Below are 19,010 nucleotides of genomic sequence, written 5' to 3' on the forward strand. Positions count from 1 at the left end.
TTTAACCGCTCCTTTTTTAGGGTGCTGATGAAGATAAAAACTAGCAAAAGAAAAGCTGCAAAACAAGGCTGCAGCTTTTCTTTTACCACCTTTTACGAATAAAGAGGAGGTAAAGGAGAGGCAAGGGGATAAGGCGCGCTTATCCCGATGCACAAATTAAGCTTTAAAATCTTTTAGTTCATCACGTGTTGCAGGGATTTTCACTTCACCCTTGATGATTTTTTGTTTCCATTCTTCGACTTTCTTCAATACATCTTTATCAAGATTCTCTTGAGATGGAGAGATGTCAACGCCGCCTTCTTTCAGACCGTACGTGATCACTTCGCCACCAGGGAACTTACCTTCTTTTGCTTTTGTTGTTAAGTCTTGTACCGCTGTGTCTACTTTCTTAATCATAGAAGTAAGAGTGACACTTTGTTTTGTTCCAGGTACTTTACCTTCATCATACTGGTCTTTATCAACACCAATGACCCACACTTTGCGGTCAGGATCAGCTTTTTTCAGGTTTTTCGCTTCTGTGAAGACACCAGTTCCAGTTCCGCCTGCTGCGTGGTAAATGACGTCAACGCCAGATTTGTACATACTTTCAGCTGTTGCTTTACCGATGTCTGCTTTATCGAATGCCCCAGCATATTTCACTTCAACTTTTGCTTTTGGATTAGCTGCTTCAACGCCTGCACGGAAACCAACTTCGAATTTTCTGATTAATTCAGAATCAACGCCGCCAACAAAACCAATTTTGTTTGATTTTGTAGAAAGAGCCGCTGCAACACCTACAAGGAATGAACCTTCGTTTTCGTTAAATGTAATGCTTGCTACGTTGTCTTTTTTTACAACTGCATCAACGATGGCAAAGTGGTTTTTCTTACGTTGATTCGCAATTTCAGTAATAGAATCTTGCATTAAGAAACCAATTCCGTAAATCAAATCAAATTTCTCACGAGCAAGTGTGTTTAAGTTTGTTGTATAGTCAGCGTCTGATTTAGATTGTAAGTAATCAAAGCCGTTTTTACCTTTTGTTAAATTGTTGTCTTTCCCAAATGCTTGTAAACCTTCCCAAGCAGATTGGTTAAACGATTTGTCATCGACACCACCGACATCAGTTACCATTGCAACAGTGAATTGATCTTTATCTTTTTTGTTTTCACCGCTGTTTGAGCCAGAGTTGCCGCATGCTCCAAGGATGGTTCCTGCTGCTACGACTAAGGACAATGCAAGTCCAATTTTGCGCTTCTTCAAAACATAACCCCCTATAAAATTTAAAAGTTTCAGAAAAGTCTCGCGAAAAAAGACCGACTCTTGCCTTCTCCTATCCTTCTGAAAAGGGTATTTTATCCTGCATTCTTTTAAAATTGATGGAAACAGGAGAGAAGATGTAAGACATCAGACTTATATCTCGTTGAACTAATCAATCATAATTTATCATTTCCCATCGAATAAATAAATAGAAATTTGTTTTATTTTTAAAAAAATGTTAAAAGGCTAAATTCGATGTCTTTTTATGTGCTGAAATATGATATAATGCCGCTTTTATGATGTGCTCTACTACAGTGAAACCGCTGATATCAAGGGGTTTGTGACATCGTATGCCATAAAAAAACATCTGGCCTTTGTGAAAGGTCAGATGTGTCAAATTAAAGATATTGCTGTATCAAATTCATGTTGCTTGTATTCAGTTTATATTGGAAAACAGGGCGGCCGATTGTCCCGTATGCCATCTCCACATCAACCACTTCGATATCCTCAAGAAATTTCAAGTATTTTCTAATCGAAACTTGGGAGATTTCTGTATGATTGGCTAGGTCTTCGGTCGTGAAAGCCTGCTGACCGAATGATTGAATGCTTGTCCAGATGAGTTTGAGTGTGCTCTTCGTCAGGCCTTTTGGCAGCAGGACTTTTTCCGCCTCTGCTTTTTTATGAAAAAGCTTCGCGTCTAAATCATTTTGAGAGATGCTGTTCATCGTTTGGTATAGGGCATGTTTTCTTTTATATTCTGCCAGTGCTGATTGGAAGCGTTCAAACTCAAAAGGTTTGATTAAATAGTCGACAGCTCCGTTTCGCATCGTTTGCTGTACGACATCCACTTCATTTGCAGCTGAAATGACGATGACGTCAACGGAATGATTTTTCTCACGAATTTCTGATAATAGGGCGAGCCCATTTTGTCCAGGCATATAAATATCAAGCAATACAAGGTGAATGATTTCTGATTTTAAGATGTCTAGTGCCTTCTGAAATGAGGTGGCAATCCCTTTTAATTCAAATCCTTCTATTTGGGTCAAGTAGCGTTTATTCAGCTCCCCGACCATTGGGTCATCTTCTACGATCAACACATTAATCATGTGAATCCTCCTTTTGTTTATATGGAATACGGAGACTAAAGGTCGTTCCTTCTCCTTTTTCGCTTGTGACGATCATATGTCCGTTCAGTTTTTTGATGCTTTGGTCAACAAAGTAAAGGCCAAATCCTCTGTCTTCTCCTTTTGTTGAAAAGCCTTGATCAAACATAATGTCCTGTTCTTCTTTTGTCAGACCGACCCCTGTGTCTGTAATTTCAATATGAAGCTGCTCTTGGACATATCTGAATGAGATGGAGATATTTTTGTTCTCTGTATGGGAAACGGCATCGAGTGCGTTATTTAACAGATTACCGATGACCGTAATAAGGTCATGTGTGACTGCTGGGTCCTCCGAGTTTGGTACCTGTGTACTGCAATTGACTTCTAAAGCTGCGCCTTGTTCTCTGATGTAGCTTTGTTTTCCTAGTAAAAACCCGGCTAAGACAGAGTTTTTCACATGGTTGATGATTTCATTTGTTTCTGTCTGCTGATAAATCGCAATATCTTTAATATAGGTGCCAAGGTCATCATAGTTCTTCAGTTGGACCAATCCTAAAATGACATGGAGCTTGTTCATAAATTCGTGTGACTGGGCACGAAGCGCATTGGCATACATCTTCACCCCGCTCAGCTGCTCAGCCAGATGTTTGACTTCTGTTTTGTCACGGAAGGTTGCGATCGCTCCGACAATTTCTCCTTTTACCGTAATCGGCACCTCATTAAAGACCAGCTCCAATCCGTTCATTCTGACATCGCGATCAAGCAGCGGTTTCCGTGTTTCGATTACTTGCTTTAAGCCGCTTGAAGGAAGAAGGGCCTGTACGTCTTGTTCTCTAGGGTCAACCATAATGCCCATATTATGAAAAAGACGTTTAGCTTCTGCATTTGCCAGCTTGATTTTACCGAGCTGATCGACGGCAAGAATGCCTTCTTTTGTTGATTCTAGCATAGCGCTTCGTTCTTTTAATAATGTGGCAATTTCATCTGGCTCTAGTCCAAACATAATCTTCTTTACTTTACGTGCTACAATGAGTGCGCCGATAATGCCAGATAAAAGGCTAAGCGATGTGACAAAGTAGAGCGGGAGCAGGCTTTGATGAATAATTAAATCAATTTCCTTTAATGTAATCCCAACTGCCACAGCCCCGAGCTGCTTGCCATCTTGGTTATAAACAGGAACAAAGGCACGCATGGACTTGCCAAGTGTTCCAGATGCGGTACTAATATGTTCTTTACCCTGTAATGCCGGTTTTTCATCACCTCCAGCAAACCGCTTCCCAATCTTTTGCGGATTCGGATGTGTTTTGCGGATACCGTTCATATCCATGACGACAACGAATTCGGTTTTGGTGATACGCTGCACATTGGTTGTATATTTCCGTAGTGCTGTATATGATTGATCTTTTTCCAATGATTTTGCTGTGATCGGAGCCTCTGCGACCATTTTGGCAGTGGAGAGGGCGATATCACGTTCCTGCTGATGAATATTTTTGGCTGTTTCTGACCAGATCGTAAAGAATGTGATACAGAGGGAGATCAGGACGACAATACAGACAAAGATCGTCAGCCGTGTTTGCAGTCTTAAAGTTTTTTTCACGAGTATACCCCTAACACGCAATTTTTTCGTAATAGTAATACTTTAACGGGAAAATGTAAGTTTGTGAAGGAATGTACGTGCAAAATCACAAATTTGATTTAGATTCCAGTTTACTTGGAAAGCATCTTGTCAATCCGTTTTAAGTGAGCCATAATAAAAATGAGCTTATGAGAAAGGATCTATTTATGAAAAATACATATTTGACTGGATATTTTCCGCTGATTTCGATTTTGCTATTCAGCTCTGCCTTTTCTATTTTTACAGTAGGTATCACGACTGACTTCTTGACCCAAGCAGGGATTTTAAAAGGAATGCTGGAATTTTTCTCTGAACAGGGCATTCGTCTTGCTTTATTTGCCGCATTTGCACTTGTTTATTTTATGATTTTATCTGCTTTAAAACTCATTGCAGATACGGTGTTAGAGTTGGCGCTGCTCTTTTTTGCAAAGGACCCTGAAGGGGAGAACTTAAAGAAAATTCGGATTGCATCGGTTGTCTATTTGTTTGCCAGCTTACTTGCATTTCTATTGACGCAGCAGCTCATTTTGCTTGTTGGACTTTTTGTTTTAGCAAGTCTCGTCTATTTTATCTGGGTTGTGGTACGCATTTATCAATCACTTTCCATGCTGAATTTAATTGGGTTTATGATGTTTATTCTGCTGTTTTGGGCCACGTTTTTGATCGGCATTTTGTACTTATTTATTAAGCTTTATAACAGTGTGATGGCGAGTCTGCCAGCTTAATCAGACGAAAGAAAGCATCCTCCGATGATGGAGGATGCTTTTTTTATGGAAGAAACCGCTTCTGAATTTCTGGTGTAGGCATCATACAGGATGTTTTTTGACCAAACCATTTATAGCGATTCTTTGCAATGAGCTGATAAAACCAGTCACGGATTGGACGAGGGATCGCGAGGAGTAAATAGCTCCATCTGTATATCCCTTTTAAATGCCGTGCGGCTTTTAAGATGCCTGTTGACTTCATATAAAGGGTCCCATTTTCAATATAAATGAATGAATTGAACTCATCTAAAGGCAAGCCGTTTTCTTTTAAAACACGCTGCCCTGTATCTGATTGTAAAGAAGCAAACATCATCCGCTCATTCGGGTCGCGCTTGATGATAAACTGAACAGCACCACTGCACACGTTGCAGACACCGTCAAATAAAATGAAGTGAGAGGGTTGTGTTGAATGCATCGCAATCAAACCTCCTGTTTATCTAGCGTATTGCATAGTTTGTTTCCAAATACGTAAGTGCGGGCTTGAACTATAAATCGATTCAACGGTTCCTCTATCTCTTCCTACCCATACACCCATTGTGTATTGATCTGTCAGGCCAACAAACCAAATGTCTTTGTAGTCATTGGATGTCCCTGTTTTTCCCCCAATGTAAGGAGAATTGAAATTCGCCTTTTTCCCTGTTCCACTTTTCACAACAGAGGCAAGCAGCTTGCGCATTGTTTCATTTGTACGCTGAGAGTAGATTTGCTTCGGCGACTCTTTCCACTTGTAAAGGGTTTTGCCGTTTAAGTCTGTGACCTTTGTAATGGAGTGATTTCGCGTATAGGCACCTTGATTGCCAAACACGGTATAGGCATCGGTTATTTCTAGCGGCGAGAAGCCTTTTGTAAATCCTCCAAGTGCAGAAGGGAGGCGGTAATCATCTGCGACAATATGTTCGAATGAGAACTTTTCTAAATAGCTGAAGCCTTTTTTGACACCGACTGTATCAAGCATACGAATCGCTGGTGTATTGTAAGAGTTCTTAAAGGCTGTTTCAAGTGTCACAGTTCCATATGTTTTATGACTATAGTTTTGCGGGCAGTATCCGCTGCTGCAAAACTTGGCGGCACTGATTTTACTTGAAGCCGTGGCACCGGTTTGATCAATATAAGGGCCATAATCTAACAGCGGCTTAATTGCGGAACCAGGTTGTCTTTGCGCTTGATAGGCGTAGTTGAAATCAAACTTTTTATAATTCTTCCCGCCAGCAAGTGCGACGATTTGGTGGGTTTGGTGGTTAATGACTGCTGAACCGCCTTCCACACCTTGATAAGGCAATTGTGCATTGAGCTGATAAACCGCTCTTTGTTGTAAGGAAGGGTCTAGTGCTGTATAAATCTTCACACCATCTTGAAGCAATGCACTGACCTTTTCTGATAATTCTTTTTGAATTGCTTTTTTTGAGCCAGCTGTTTTGGCTTTTTTCAATCGTTTTGTAAAGCCTTCCTGATCAGACACCAGATCGGTAAATTCTTCATTGGCATATGTCACATAGTCAGGATAAAGATTTTTCTTTTCACTTAAGGACAAGCTGATTTTTTCTTTCACTGCTTTTTTGAATTGCTTCTTAGTAATGACACCATCTTTTTCTAAAATACCAAGCAGCCGTTCCTGGCGTTTCTTTGTATGTTTGAATTGTTTCAATGGGTCATACAGCGTAGGGTTGTTAGGAATCGCAGAAATAAATGCCATCTGTGCAAGCGTCAAAGAACTAAGCGGCTTATCAAAATAGTAATTAGCCGCAGAACCGACACCGTAAACCCCGTTACTGAAATAAATCGTATTTAAATAGCTTTCGAGAATTTCCTCTTTTGTAAATTTTCGCTCGAGCTCATAGGAATAGAGCAGTTCTGTAAACTTTCGGCTGAATGAACGTTCATGACTTAAATATAAATTACGGGATAACTGTTGTGTGATGGTGCTAGCGCCTTGGCTAATGCCATGGTTTTTCACATTTGCGGCAAGGGCACGAATCACGCCCATAAAGTCAATGCCTTTATGGTCATAAAAGTTGCGGTCCTCTGATCGGAGGAACAGCTCCTTGACGGAATCAGGAATTTTATCGTACTTCACGAAAACACGGTTCTCATCGTTTGATACGATCTCAGAGATAAGAGAACCATCTCGATCATACATATAACTGTTTTGGGAAAAGTCTACCTTTTCCAGCTTGATTTTTTGATCAAGCACTTCGTTAACAGGTTTTACACTTGCGGCTTCTTCCTTTGATAGATAAAAAGTCAGAACAAATAATGGGATGAGGGCAGCAAGTAATAACCAACCAATGATTGCACGAAACATGAGGTCACTCACTTTCTTCGGATTTCTAGCCATATCGTACCATTCTTTTGCGATTACGAGAAGGTTATTTTTAGAAAAGAATAGACGTGAAGTCTAGTAAACAAGGCATTTAGACAGAAGAAAAGAGTATCTGATAATGGATCAGACACTCCTCTCTTTTGTCTTTGATTGTGAGCGGACCGCCCATAAAAATAATGCCCCGAAAAGGAAAATGCCGGCGGTGACATAAAAGACAGCTGGAATTCCGTAATGACTCGCCACAATGCCGCCTATGACGGGTCCGACAACATTTCCAAGAAAGCGGAAGCTGACATTGTAACCAAGCACTTCTCCTTGCATAGAGGTAGGCGCTTTGATGCGAATATAGGCCGTCGTACAAGGAATGATGCCGCCTAGTGCCATCCCGTATAAGAAACGGAAGATCACTAACATCCCGTAGGAATCTGCCATCGCTTGCGGGATGAATAAAATGGAGGAGAGGATGAGAAGGGCAAGCAGCACCTTATCGTGACCAATACGATCTCCAAGGTCTCCCCATTTCCGTGTAAACAGCAAATTGCCAAGCCCTGTTGCAGAAAACGCCAGCCCTGCATAAAAGGCAAGATTGACTGGGCCGTGTAAATCATGAATGTACAAGGCTAAAAGCGGCTGAATACTAAAGTTCCCGACTTGCGTAATAAATGTGAGTAGCATGGTGACGACAAGTAAAGGCTGTTTGAAAATATGGACAAGGACGTCCTTCCGTGAGTAAGATACCCGTTTTGCTTCTTTTGAACGGATCGGCTGTTCTTTCACACCGAAGATAATGACAATCGCTGACACATATATGACAGCAGCTGTTAAGAAAAATGTATAAATGAATCCGACACTGTCTGCCATAAATCCACCCATTAATGGACCGAATAAGCCTCCGGCGACATTACTCATCTGCATCGTACCAAGGGTCTTACCGGCTGTTGCCTTTTCGGTCTGTGCAGAAATCAGTGCCATCGAAGTCGAAATAAAGCCTGTCACAAGCCCCATGAAAAGCCTTAACGCAAATAGTTGATAAACGGTTTGAACAAGCCCCATTAATAAAATGCTTGTTGCAATCCCAATGCCGTTAATGAGCAAAATCTTTTTATAGCCATGCCGGTCACCAATCCGTCCCCAAATTGGAGAAATGAGAAAGGCTGTTAAAAACGTAACCCCAAAGACATAGCCGCTCCATCTTTGAACAAATTCATTCGAATAACTGCTATCAAGAGACTCTATGTAAAGTGATAAAAAAGGGACGATCATTGTAATGCTGGCAGATACAAAAAAGTTCACAAACCACATGATGTACAAGTTTTTCTTCCTGTTTGTGATAAAGACCACCTTCTTTATTTATTTCGTGTTCCTTAATAATTATAAAGGAAAATAAACGATCTTTCATCTGATGAATAGGTTGGGCATAGTGAATCTGCATTATTTTCACGAAAATGAAGTGATTTCAAAGTCCGTCTTAATATAATAGTAGCAGGATGGAAAACAGACGAGAAAGTGGGGTGAGACTGATGGAACAGAAGACGCTGCTTGTGGTCGATTTTGAATTTACGATGCCTGATGGGAAATATCATCCACAAAATTTTTTCCCAGAAATCATTGAAGCCGGTGTCGTTAAAGCATCAAATGAAACGATCATAGACACATTCTCAAGCTATGTCAAACCGAAAAAGTTCCCGAAGCTGACAAAGCGCTGTAAATCGTTCCTTGGCATTACGCAGCAGGATGTAGAAAGCGGGATTTCTTTTGAGGCGTTTATCGAGAAGCTCATGTCACTCGATGGGGGAGAAGACTGTGAGATTATCACATGGGGAAATATGGACATGAAGGTACTGAAGCAAAACTGTATGCTCAATCATATTGGTTTTCCTTTTAAGGGGAATCAAAGGGATCTGGCTTTTGAATATAAAACCTTTTTTGGGGATAGAACACTCACAGGACTTCGGAAAGCAGCTAAGGAGTACGGCAGTGAAGGAGCTGGTAAGCATCATAAAGCACTCGATGATGCCATGACCACTTATCAGCTGTTCACCCTTTTTGAAAAAGATCGATCCTATGTGGAAAATCCGCAAACAACCAAAATTGGTGAACTCATTGACTTCTCTCACTTTTTTGATTCGGCAGATTAGCGGGCGTCTTCTGGAAAATAATCTTTTTCAAGAGAAGAGAGGCACGCTCTTGATTTTTCAGCCCACTTGGAATCATCCGCACTGAGCCCTTTTTTCAATTTGTCTACGGCGTCTTTCAGTGATACTTGATAATCAGGTATGTCGCCATCATAAGGCTTGACCATATGATGAGGGATGTTCGTCTGTTCCCTAAAGGCCAAAGCCCGTCTTTCCTGAAAAAAAGGTACGTCCGCTTCTTTTGGATGATGCAGGTCACCTTGAGTGGGGTGTGTTAAAACCGCTTTTACTTGAACGAGATAAGTAGATGGTTTAACGGCTGTCACTTCCCCAATGTAAACACCTGTTTTGTAAAAACCTTTCACGATTTGTCCAATCTGAATGTCTGTCATATGAAATTCCTCCATTTCCTTCGCATAAGAAGGTATTTCCTTTCTTTTAGCCAATATAGTGAAGTAAACGAGCAAAAGGGGGAAGAGCGGAACATGTCGTTCATCATATTCTTTCTACTGTATTTTCCTGAAGATAAAAGGGAGTATATCCCTGCGGCAATCACGACGGTGCTTTTCTTTGCTGCTGCATTTATTTGCTTTCGTTTGATCGTTCGTGCTTCTAAGAAGCAGGAGCAGATCGATGAAAAAAGGACAAAAAAAATGGATTGATCATTTTCTTCTTGTATCTTCAGGAAACTTCACGGTGACTGTTGTACCAGACTGCAATGAGCTTTTGAAACGAATGGTTCCATGATGATTTTCAATGATGGAAAATGTTACTGTCAGCCCAAGCCCTGTTCCTTTATTTTTCAATGTGTAATAGGGTTCACCAAGCTTTTTCATTTGGCTTTCTGACATGCCTACACCGTTATCAACAAAATAAAGGCAGATTCGATGATTTTCTTTTGAAGCAAACAGTTCGATTTTACCTTCGTGTTCGGGCGCTGCTTCGATTGCATTTTTGATTAAATTAATCATGACTTGTTTGATTTTCGTTTCATCACCTTGGATGTATAAGTCTGGTTCAATCGATTGATGAATCGTGACCGACTTAAAATTCGCATAGGATGTCATCAGCGATGCACATTCTTCAAGTAATTTAGATAAATTGAGAGACTCAATTTGATAATAATTTTGTTTCGCAATATCAAGATAGCTCGTAATAATATCCTGCGCACGGTCAAGTTCAGATAAAACGAGATTTTTATAATCTTTATTGGTTGACGGCTCTTTCGTATTGTCACTTGAAAAGAGCAGTTGGATAAATCCTCTCACCACCGTCAGTGGATTGCGGACTTCATGGGCGACACTTGCTGCCAGTTCACTCACAATCGTCAGTTTCTCTGATTGGACAAGCTGTGTTCTCATTTGCGCATTCTCTTTCACAAACTCAATGGAATAAATACTCAGCACAAGAAAGAATATGTAGTAAAGAGTTGAGAAAAATAATTCAAGCAGTTTTTGCTGCATAATGAATGCAGGGCTGTACTCAATTAAGCTGACCACAAGCAGTCCAATGTAAATAAACATCCCTTTTGATAACGCAATCATGACTCCGTATAACAGCTTTCTCTGCTTAGAATATTGGCGCCATTTCCGGTAAAGCAGGAAAGGAATGAAAAAGTAAATCGGTACAACAATCAATCCAACCCATAAAAAAGAGCCATACATCACGAACTTTACGGTTGAACTAACTAAGATAGCGACGATTCCGGCGGTATATCCCCCGTATAAAATAGCCAGTACAAGGGGAATCGATTGAAGCCCAGTCTGCAAATCTAAAATCGAACCAACTGGATACATAATACATAGTGCTGATGAAATGGATGCAAATATGGTGATGAGCAGTTTATTCGTTTTAGGGAAATGAGCAGGGGTCCGGCTTAGCCATAGTGCATGATATAAAAAGATTGGAAATAGAATAAAAGATACATGGAGCAGAAAATCCTTGAACATTTCCATTTAAATGCTCTCCTCGTAAATAATTGTAATTCCTCTCATTATATCATTTCATGTACAAAGTAGATATGATAATAGGAGGGTTTTTTTCTTTAAAAAGAACACCCGTTAGGATGTTCTTTTGATAGAAATGGTTTTATTCGGATGATAGAGTGAATGCTTGATGAAGGCGCTTCAGACCTTCTTTTACTGTTCCGGCAGGACAGCCTAGATTCATTCGAATAAAGCCGTCTCCTTCGTGCCCATATACGTTTCCGAGCTCTAGTATGACCTTGCCCTTTTTCAGCAGATTACGTTTCAATTCTGCTTGAGTGAGCTCATAATCACGAATATCCAGCCACAATAGATAAGAAGCATCTGGTTTCATATAACGCATGCTCGGCAGATATTCATCAATATAATCCATTGCGATCTTCATATTATTTTCGAGATAAAGAACAAGTGAATCAAGCCACTCATCTCCGTGGCGATAGGCCGCCTCCATGGCAGGAATCGCAAAGGCATTCAGTTTAGACAATCCATTTCTTTGCACTTCATTGGTGAAAAGAGTTCTTTTTTCTTCATCAGAAATGATAATGGCAGATGCCTGAAGACCAGCTAAATTAAATGTTTTACTCGGTGCAATACACGTTACCGTGATGTTAGCTATCTCATCAGAAAGGCTGGCAAAAGGCACATGCGGCTGCCCGTAAAGCATCAGATCGGAATGAATTTCATCTGACACGACGGTGACACCGTACTGTACACATAAATCTCCTACACGCTTTAATTCCTCTTTTGACCAAGCTCTCCCTGAAGGATTATGCGGATGACAAAGAAACATCAGCTTTGCTTCTGGCCTGCTTAATTTCTTCTCTAAATCATCAAAATCCATCATGTAACGGTTGTTTTCTATTTTTAAAGGGTTGGTTGAGACGATACGTCCGTTTCTTTCAATCATTTGATAGAAGGGCGTATACACCGGTGACTGAATGACCACTTCATCATTCGGAGCTGTAAAGGCTTGTACCGCAAAACTAAGTGCTGTCACGATACCTGGTGTGAAGGTGACGGCATCTGTTTTTATCGTCCAACCGTGTCTTCTTTTGACCCAGTCAGCTACTGCTTGCTGCGTATCCTGATCCTGAAATGCATAGCCGAATACGCCGTGATCTAATCGTTCTTTTAAAGCATCAAGTACGACTTGGGGCGCTTTAAAATCCATATCTGCTACCCACATTGGCAGCGCATCTGTTGTCAGGAACAAAGACTCTGCTTGATCCCATTTGACTGATTTTGAACCTTTACGTATGATCTGTTCGTCGAAATTCATGAAACCCACCTCTAGCCGTTTTTCAACCATTCTTGGTTGTGCTAAAATAAACATCACAAAATTTATTATAAGCGGTGATCCCCATGAAAGATAGTCAAGCTGTAGAAGAGATGATTCAAGTCATTAAGGCATGGGACCCTTTTCAATATGGAGAGGACTTTTACGAAACGGAGCCTGCTGACGTCATCAGTGCCTTATACGACGCAGAAGACCCGTTATCTTTCGCGAAAGACATTCAAGCCATTTACCATCACTCATTTGATCAGCTTCTTCCGATGGAAAGCTGCCAGCATATCGCAAATCAGCTTTTTATCATAAGAGAAAGTAGCTCCTGCTCGTTTTAAGACAGGCTGAAATGACCAATTTGATCAGACACAAAGACCGGATTTTCCTCAGGGATGAGGTGCCCGGTTTTTTTTAATGCGTGAAAGGTTGAATGTGGCAGATCCTTGTGCAGTCTTTCGCCAATTTGAATAGGAACGATCCGGTCTTCCTCCCCCCAAATCAGCAGGACAGGTGTCTCCATTTTCTTTAAGACATCTGACGCTAAATCGCCTTCCCTGTGCCGGATCAAACGAAAAATACCTCTAAAAATTTGGTCATCTGAAAAAGGCTTTAAATATCCGTCTACCATCTCTTGATCAATAATCGAATGATCATGCACAACAGCGGTTAAATTTTTCATAATACCTTGCTTGAACAACTTTCTTTTTAAATAGAGATAAAAATAAGGAATATATGTGCTGTAAACAAGCGACTTTTTGGACTTATTCATATACCCTGAGCTGCACAAAAGAACAGCTTTTTCAAATAGGTCGGGACGCTCAGAGGCAGCATATAAAGCAATTTGTCCCCCCATGGAATGCCCCACGAGGATCGCATGCTGAATCTGCAAATAACCAGCTAGTTCAATGATGATTTTTGCCATGTTGCGATAGCTGTAAATGAACGTATTCGATTTTTCGGACTGCCCGAATGGAGGCAGATCAATCGCAATTAAATTGAAGTCTTGTTTCAGAAGCGGGATGAGCTTTCGATAGCTGAAGGTAGATGAGAAAAGACCGTGAATCAAAATCAATGTCTTCTTACCTTCATTTGGATAGTGTTCGTAATAGATATCTAAACCGAATTTACTTTTCATATAGGATGGCTGTACAATGTCCACACTCATCAACTCCGATATTTGATACTCACTCTCTGTTAGGTGACTGTATTGTACCCTAAAAAGTGGATTTTAAGCTACGATTAGAATCTTTTCCCTGCTTAGCATAATGGGAAAAACGTGCTATAATGTTCAGAAGATTTTTTAAAACTAGCTTTTTACAATCAGAGGTGTGAAATCAATGAAACTAACCGAAAAAGAAACTGAAATATTAGAGATTTTAGATGAAAACAGCCGCGCCGATTTAAATACAATTGCAAAAATGGCAGGTGTGACATCAGAAGAAGCAGAAGCCATTATTCAAAAGCTCGAAGATCAAAAAGTCATTATTGATTATTCGACCATGATTGACTGGCGAAAAGTAGACGGACACGAAGGCGTTACAGCGATGATTGATGTGAAAGTGACCCCAAAAAGAGGCGTCGGTTTTGATGAAATTGCTGAACGTATTTACAGGTTCCAAGAAGTGGAGTCCGTGTATTTAATGTCAGGCGTGTATGATTTATCTGTTGTGATCAGAGGAAGATCCATGTCTGATATCGCCCGCTTCGTATCTGAAAAATTATCGACACTTGATTCTGTTGTTTCAACCACTACCCACTTTATTTTGAAAAGATATAAGCATGATGGGAAAGTCTTTGAAACAGGGGACGATGACAAAAGAATCGTGGTGTCTCCTTAAATGAAAAAGTCTTATTTATCTGAAACGGTACAAAGCATTCAGCCGTCAGGTATTCGGAAATTCTTTGATTTGGCAGCCACAATGGAAGGGGTTATCTCCCTCGGGGTCGGCGAACCGGATTTCGTGACAGCTTGGAATGTGAGAGAAGCCAGTATTATGTCTTTAGAGCAAGGACTGACCTCTTATACAGCAAATGCTGGGCTGCTCTCTTTGCGAAAAGAATTGAGCCATTATTTATATAAGCGGTTTCACATTGAGTACAGTCCTGAAGAAGAACTCATTATTACGGTTGGCGGCAGCCAGGCGCTTGATTTGGCCTTTCGCGCCATTTTAAACAGCGGGGACGAAGTAATCATCCCAGAGCCTTGTTTCGTCGCATATGGGGCTCTGACGACACTTGCGGGCGGTGTACCGGTTTATTTAAGTACATCGGCTGAAAAAGATTTTAAAGCCGATTCTGCTGATCTTCGTACGAAGCTGACGCCGAAAACAAAAGCCATCTTGCTATGCTCTCCATCAAACCCAACAGGGTCTGTTTACTCGAAAGAAGAGCTTGAAGATATTGCTCAGTTTGCAAAGGAGCATGATCTTTTAATCATCACAGATGAGATTTATGCAGAGCTGACGTACGATGAAGCTTTTACGAGTGTCGCGGCGATTCAAGATATGAAGGAAAGAACGATTTTGATTTCAGGGTTTTCCAAAGGGTTCGCTATGACGGGGTGGCGCTTAGGCTATGTGGCAGCACCGCCAGTCCTCCGTGATGCCATGCTGAAAATACATCAATATTCTATGATGTGTGCACCAGCTATGGCACAATATGCTGCAGAAGAAGCATTAAAAAATGGACTTGAAGATGTGGAGAAAATGAAGAAAAGCTACAGAAGACGCCGTAATTTGTTTGTCGGCTCTCTCAATGAACTTGGACTCACTTGCCATCAGCCAAACGGAGCGTTTTACGCTTTCCCGTCCATTAAAAGCACAGGCATGACTTCAGAACAATTTGCCGAGGAGCTGCTGCTTAGCGAGAAAGTAGCAGTTGTCCCTGGAAATGTATTCGGCCCAAGTGGTGAAGGACATATTCGTTGTTCATATGCGTCATCACTCGATCACTTGCAGGAATCACTTTCAAGAATCCAGCGTTTTTTGCAGAATAGACAAGTGCAAGAAGAGGCACCTGCTATCTTAAAATAAAAAAAGGCATCAATCCAACTGGACTCATGCCTCTCAAATTAGGGGGGAATACTAGAAAGCATTCTTGTTTTCAGGTATTCCCCCTTTTGAACTGATCTAAACCAAATTAAAAAATATTTTGCGTAAAAGAGCGTTCTGTGATATAGTTTTTAATTGCGTATAAACGAATATTAAAACATTTATTTAGGAGTTGTTATCATGGCGACAAAGTTTGAAGTAGGCAGTGTTTACACTGGTAAAGTAACAGGATTACAAGCGTATGGTGCGTTTGTTGCATTAGATGAAGAAACTCAAGGACTTGTGCATATTTCTGAAGTAACACATGGCTTTGTAAAAGACATCAACGAGCACCTTTCAATTGGTGACGAAGTACAAGTAAAAGTTCTTTCTGTTGATGAAAATGCAGGTAAAATCAGCCTTTCAATCCGTGCGACACAAGATGCACCTGAAAGAAAAGAAAGCAAACCAAAGAAACAAAGACCACAGCAAGCGAAAGAAGAAGCTGCTGCACCACAAGGTTTCAATACACTTAAAGATAAACTTGAAGAGTGGATTGAGCAATCAAACCGTAAAGACCTTATCAAGAAATAAAAAAAGCACCGCTTCAAACGGTGCCTTAGGCTGCCTCGAATAGGCGGCCTTTTTTATGTCTTTTGTTAGCGAACCTCTGGATTCGGCTCGTCACGGCGGACAGCTTCTTCACTTGGCTTGAATAATAGACCAAGGTTAACAAGACCTGCAATTCCAACAAGACCATAAATAATACGTGATAATGCAGCACCTTGACCGCCAAAGATCGCTGCTACTAAGTCAAATTGAAAAAAGCCGATTAGTCCCCAGTTAATAGCACCGATAATCGTGAGCACGAGGGCAATACGCTGAATAGCACTCATCGTGATTCCTCCTTTCGCTACAGTATCAATACATTTATATTTTGCAGATTTTTAGCCAAACTATGCGTAAGAAAATGGATGAAAGCAAATTACTTTACTTTTGGAATGAAAGAGGCGCATAATGTAGCGCGAGGAGGAGATCACATGGATCGATTTACTTATTGGAACCCAACGAAATTAATCTTTGGAAAGGGAGAAGTATCAGCCCTTTCAGATGAACTAAAACACTACGGAAAAAACGTATTGCTTGTATATGGTGGAGGCAGCATTAAACGAAATGGCCTTTATGACCAAGTTGTCAGCATCTTAAAAGAATCAGGAGCTACAATCACTGAGCTTGCTGGTGTTGAGCCAAACCCGCGCTTAACAACAGTTAGAAAAGGGGTTGAGCTTTGCAAAGAGAACCAAATTGATTTTATTTTGGCAGTCGGCGGCGGTAGTGTCATTGACGCAACCAAAGCGATCGCAGCTGGTGCGAAATACGATGGAGATGCTTGGGATATCGTTACTCGTAAGCATGTCCCAATGGAAGCCATCCCATTTGGTACAGTATTAACACTTGCCGCGACAGGTTCTGAAATGAACTCTGGCTCCGTCATCACAAACTGGGAAACAAATGAGAAATACGGATGGGGCAGTCCAGCTGTCTTCCCTAAATTCTCTATTCTTGACCCAGTCAATACATTTACTGTGCCAAAAAACCATACGATTTATGGCATGGTCGACATGATGTCTCACGTGTTTGAACAATATTTCCATCACACGGAGAATACACCTTACCAAGATCGCATGTGTGAAGGACTTCTTCGTACGGTCATTGAAACAGCACCGAAGCTGATCAATGATTTGGAAAACTATGAGCTTCGTGAAACGATTTTATTCACAGGCACCATTGCACTGAATGGAATGCTTTCAATGGGTGCACGCGGAGACTGGGCATCTCACAATATTGAGCATGCGGTATCTGCGGTGTATGACATCCCGCATGCAGGCGGACTTGCGATTTTGTTCCCGAACTGGATGAAGCATGTCATTCAAGAAAACCCAGGTCGCTTCAAGCAATTAGCAGTGCGTGTATTCGATGTAGACCCTGCGGGCAAAACAGACGAAGAAGTTGGCTTAGAAGGAATCGAAAAACTTTCTGCTTTCTGGACAAGTCTAGGCGCACCAAACCGTTTAGCTGACTATGACATCAACGATGAGAAAATTGATCTGATTGCAGACCGTGCAATGGCACGTGGTGAATTTGGCCAATTTAAAAAGCTGAACAAAGAAGATGTTCTAGCTATTCTAAACGCTTCTTTATAATCGAACATGGAAAAGATAGCTGCTTTTAAGCAGTTATCTTTTTTGAGTTCTGCATGTACATATGTTACAGTAGTCTTTCATGTTTTTGGATATAAATGTTTTAAGGAGATGTAGAACAGATGGAGAACTTTATTTACTATAATCCAACGAAATTGATGTTTGGAAAAGGACAACTAGACGGACTAAAAAGCGAACTCGCTCGTTATGGAAAGCGAGTGCTTCTTGTATATGGTGGAGGCAGTATTAAGAAAAATGGTCTTTATGATAAAGTAATCAGCGCTTTAAATGAAGCAGAGGCTGACGTATTTGAACTGTCAGGAGTTGAACCGAATCCTCGTCTCACTACAGTGCAAAAAGGGATCGACATTTGCCAAAATGAGAACATTGATTTCTTATTAGCAGTTGGTGGTGGAAGTGTCATCGACTGTACAAAAGCCATTGCAGCTGGAGCTGAATATGACGGAAATGTTTGGGATATTATTTCAAAGAAAACGACCGCTCAAAAAGCACTGCCATTTGGCACAGTATTGACACTTGCAGCGACAGGCTCAGAAATGAACCCGGATTCTGTGATCACGAACTGGGAAACAAATGAAAAGTACGTGTGGGGCAGTTCAGTCACGCACCCTGCTTTTTCAATTTTAGATCCTGAGCACACATATTCTGTGCCAGAGAATCAAACGGTGTATGGCATGGTTGATATGATGAGCCATGTATTTGAACAATACTTCCATAATGTCAAAAATACGCCTCTACAAGATCGGATGTGTTTTGCTGTTCTTCAAACAGTCATCGAGACAGCACCAAAGCTACTTGAAGACTTACAAAACTATGAGCACCGTGAAACCATCCTTTATGCAGGAACAATTGCTTTAAATGGCACGCTGCAAATGGGCTATTTTGGCGACTGGGCATCACATACGATTGAGCATGCAGTATCAGCTGTTTATGACATTCCGCATGCAGGTGGACTTGCGATCCTCTTCCCAAACTGGATGCGTCATACACTTGATCATAATGTCGAACGTTTTAAAAACCTTATGTTGAACATGTTTGACATTGAGACAGAAGGAAAATCGGATCGTGACATCGCATTAGAAGGAATCGACAAGCTGTCAGCCTTCTGGACAAGCCTAGGTGCACCGAGTCGTTTAGCCGATTATGATATTGGTGAAGATCAACTGGACAAAATTGCTGACATCGCAGCAAAAGAAATGGAATATGGCGGTTTTGGTAACTTTATGAAACTAAACCGTGATGACATTTTAGCGATTTTAAAAGCTTCTTTATAATTTGGATGGCCGCTTCTCTTTATGAGGAGCGGCTTTTTGCTG

20 protein-coding genes are annotated in these 19,010 nt (G+C 41.0%); 9 read left to right on the forward strand and 11 right to left on the reverse strand.

Annotation, left to right across the window (positions count from 1 at the left end; translation table 11 throughout):
- Positions 1–156 precede the first annotated feature (156 nt).
- From EBQ12_RS08975 to malK, 3 genes are all read right to left on the reverse strand, one after another.
- Complete coding sequence (locus tag EBQ12_RS08975; RefSeq protein WP_008345828.1) at positions 157–1,239, reverse strand: BMP family lipoprotein; 1,083 nt, start codon at positions 1,237–1,239, stop codon at positions 157–159.
- A 395-nt stretch (positions 1,240–1,634) separates the two neighbouring features.
- Positions 1,635–2,342, reverse strand: coding sequence for a response regulator (locus EBQ12_RS08980; RefSeq protein ID WP_024719723.1), 708 nt, complete (start codon positions 2,340–2,342; stop codon positions 1,635–1,637).
- Complete coding sequence (malK, locus tag EBQ12_RS08985; protein WP_108611603.1) at positions 2,335–3,936, reverse strand: malate sensor histidine kinase MalK; 1,602 nt, start codon at positions 3,934–3,936, stop codon at positions 2,335–2,337. Before malK ends, EBQ12_RS08980 begins: the two co-directional genes overlap by 8 nt.
- Positions 3,937–4,121: 185 nt before the next feature.
- Between malK and EBQ12_RS08990 the strand changes: the two genes are divergently transcribed.
- On the forward strand, positions 4,122–4,679 hold the full coding sequence (locus tag EBQ12_RS08990) for a YufK family protein (RefSeq protein WP_008345822.1): 558 nt from the start codon (positions 4,122–4,124) through the stop codon (positions 4,677–4,679).
- Positions 4,680–4,722: 43 nt separating this feature from the next.
- Here the strand turns inward: EBQ12_RS08990 and EBQ12_RS08995 are convergent, their stop codons facing one another.
- The 3 genes from EBQ12_RS08995 to EBQ12_RS09005 all read right to left on the reverse strand — a co-directional run bounded on the left by EBQ12_RS08995 (position 4,723) and on the right by EBQ12_RS09005 (position 8,340).
- Entirely contained in the window at positions 4,723–5,133 is a 411-nt protein-coding gene (locus EBQ12_RS08995) for a thiol-disulfide oxidoreductase DCC family protein (protein ID WP_035389247.1), read from the reverse strand.
- Between the two features lie 18 nt (positions 5,134–5,151).
- Positions 5,152–7,053, reverse strand: a complete 1,902-nt coding sequence (locus EBQ12_RS09000) for a transglycosylase domain-containing protein (protein WP_035389245.1) — start codon at positions 7,051–7,053, stop codon at positions 5,152–5,154.
- A gap of 108 nt (positions 7,054–7,161) precedes the next feature.
- Entirely contained in the window at positions 7,162–8,340 is a 1,179-nt protein-coding gene (locus EBQ12_RS09005) for an MFS transporter (protein ID WP_277597914.1), read from the reverse strand.
- Positions 8,341–8,558: 218 nt separating this feature from the next.
- Here EBQ12_RS09005 and kapD point away from each other — a divergent pair, with 218 nt between their 5' ends.
- Positions 8,559–9,176: a 3'-5' exonuclease KapD gene (kapD, locus tag EBQ12_RS09010; RefSeq protein ID WP_125589738.1), complete on the forward strand. Its 618-nt coding sequence runs from the start codon at positions 8,559–8,561 to the stop codon at positions 9,174–9,176.
- Here kapD and kapB read toward each other — a convergent pair.
- Positions 9,173–9,565 (reverse strand): kinase-associated lipoprotein KapB, encoded by a 393-nt coding sequence (kapB, locus tag EBQ12_RS09015; RefSeq protein WP_017358956.1) that lies wholly within the window; start codon positions 9,563–9,565, stop codon positions 9,173–9,175. The two genes, kapD and kapB, sit on opposite strands and share 4 nt — an antisense overlap.
- Positions 9,566–9,658: 93 nt before the next feature.
- Between kapB and EBQ12_RS19350 the strand changes: the two genes are divergently transcribed.
- Entirely contained in the window at positions 9,659–9,835 is a 177-nt protein-coding gene (locus tag EBQ12_RS19350) for a hypothetical protein (RefSeq protein WP_008345810.1), read from the forward strand.
- On the opposite strand, the gene EBQ12_RS09020 is transcribed toward EBQ12_RS19350, so the two are convergent.
- Together EBQ12_RS09020 and EBQ12_RS09025 are read right to left on the reverse strand one after the other, a co-directional pair.
- Entirely contained in the window at positions 9,836–11,128 is a 1,293-nt protein-coding gene (locus EBQ12_RS09020; RefSeq protein WP_024719721.1) for a sensor histidine kinase, read from the reverse strand.
- A gap of 133 nt (positions 11,129–11,261) precedes the next feature.
- Positions 11,262–12,437, reverse strand: coding sequence for a MalY/PatB family protein (locus EBQ12_RS09025; RefSeq protein ID WP_125589740.1), 1,176 nt, complete (start codon positions 12,435–12,437; stop codon positions 11,262–11,264).
- 83 nt (positions 12,438–12,520) lie between these two features.
- Here EBQ12_RS09025 and EBQ12_RS09030 point away from each other — a divergent pair, with 83 nt between their 5' ends.
- Positions 12,521–12,781, forward strand: a complete 261-nt coding sequence (locus tag EBQ12_RS09030) for a DUF1871 family protein (protein ID WP_008345803.1) — start codon at positions 12,521–12,523, stop codon at positions 12,779–12,781.
- On the opposite strand, the gene EBQ12_RS09035 is transcribed toward EBQ12_RS09030, so the two are convergent.
- Positions 12,778–13,602, reverse strand: a complete 825-nt coding sequence (locus EBQ12_RS09035; protein WP_017358960.1) for an alpha/beta fold hydrolase — start codon at positions 13,600–13,602, stop codon at positions 12,778–12,780. The two genes, EBQ12_RS09030 and EBQ12_RS09035, sit on opposite strands and share 4 nt — an antisense overlap.
- A 178-nt stretch (positions 13,603–13,780) precedes the next feature.
- Between EBQ12_RS09035 and EBQ12_RS09040 the strand changes: the two genes are divergently transcribed.
- The 3 genes from EBQ12_RS09040 to yugI all read left to right on the forward strand — a co-directional run bounded on the left by EBQ12_RS09040 (position 13,781) and on the right by yugI (position 16,066).
- The gene (locus EBQ12_RS09040; protein ID WP_007500517.1) at positions 13,781–14,281 is read left to right on the forward strand and encodes an Lrp/AsnC family transcriptional regulator; all 501 of its coding nucleotides are present in this window, start codon (positions 13,781–13,783) and stop codon (positions 14,279–14,281) included.
- The gene (locus EBQ12_RS09045; protein WP_008345797.1) at positions 14,282–15,475 is read left to right on the forward strand and encodes an aminotransferase; all 1,194 of its coding nucleotides are present in this window, start codon (positions 14,282–14,284) and stop codon (positions 15,473–15,475) included.
- 198 nt (positions 15,476–15,673) lie between these two features.
- Positions 15,674–16,066: a S1 domain-containing post-transcriptional regulator GSP13 gene (gene yugI / locus EBQ12_RS09050; RefSeq protein ID WP_024719717.1), complete on the forward strand. Its 393-nt coding sequence runs from the start codon at positions 15,674–15,676 to the stop codon at positions 16,064–16,066.
- Between the two features lie 65 nt (positions 16,067–16,131).
- On the opposite strand, the gene EBQ12_RS09055 is transcribed toward yugI, so the two are convergent.
- Complete coding sequence (locus tag EBQ12_RS09055) at positions 16,132–16,368, reverse strand: DUF378 domain-containing protein (protein ID WP_008345792.1); 237 nt, start codon at positions 16,366–16,368, stop codon at positions 16,132–16,134.
- Positions 16,369–16,512: 144 nt separating this feature from the next.
- On the opposite strand from EBQ12_RS09055, the gene EBQ12_RS09060 reads away from it, so the two are divergent.
- Positions 16,513–17,676 (forward strand): iron-containing alcohol dehydrogenase, encoded by a 1,164-nt coding sequence (locus EBQ12_RS09060; protein ID WP_008345790.1) that lies wholly within the window; start codon positions 16,513–16,515, stop codon positions 17,674–17,676.
- 119 nt (positions 17,677–17,795) lie between these two features.
- The gene (locus tag EBQ12_RS09065; protein WP_125589742.1) at positions 17,796–18,968 is read left to right on the forward strand and encodes an iron-containing alcohol dehydrogenase; all 1,173 of its coding nucleotides are present in this window, start codon (positions 17,796–17,798) and stop codon (positions 18,966–18,968) included.
- Positions 18,969–19,010 lie beyond the last annotated feature (42 nt).

The sequence above is a fragment of the Bacillus sp. 2B09 genome, assembly GCF_003946835.1.
GTDB classification, from domain to species: domain Bacteria; phylum Bacillota; class Bacilli; order Bacillales; family Bacillaceae; genus Bacillus; species Bacillus altitudinis.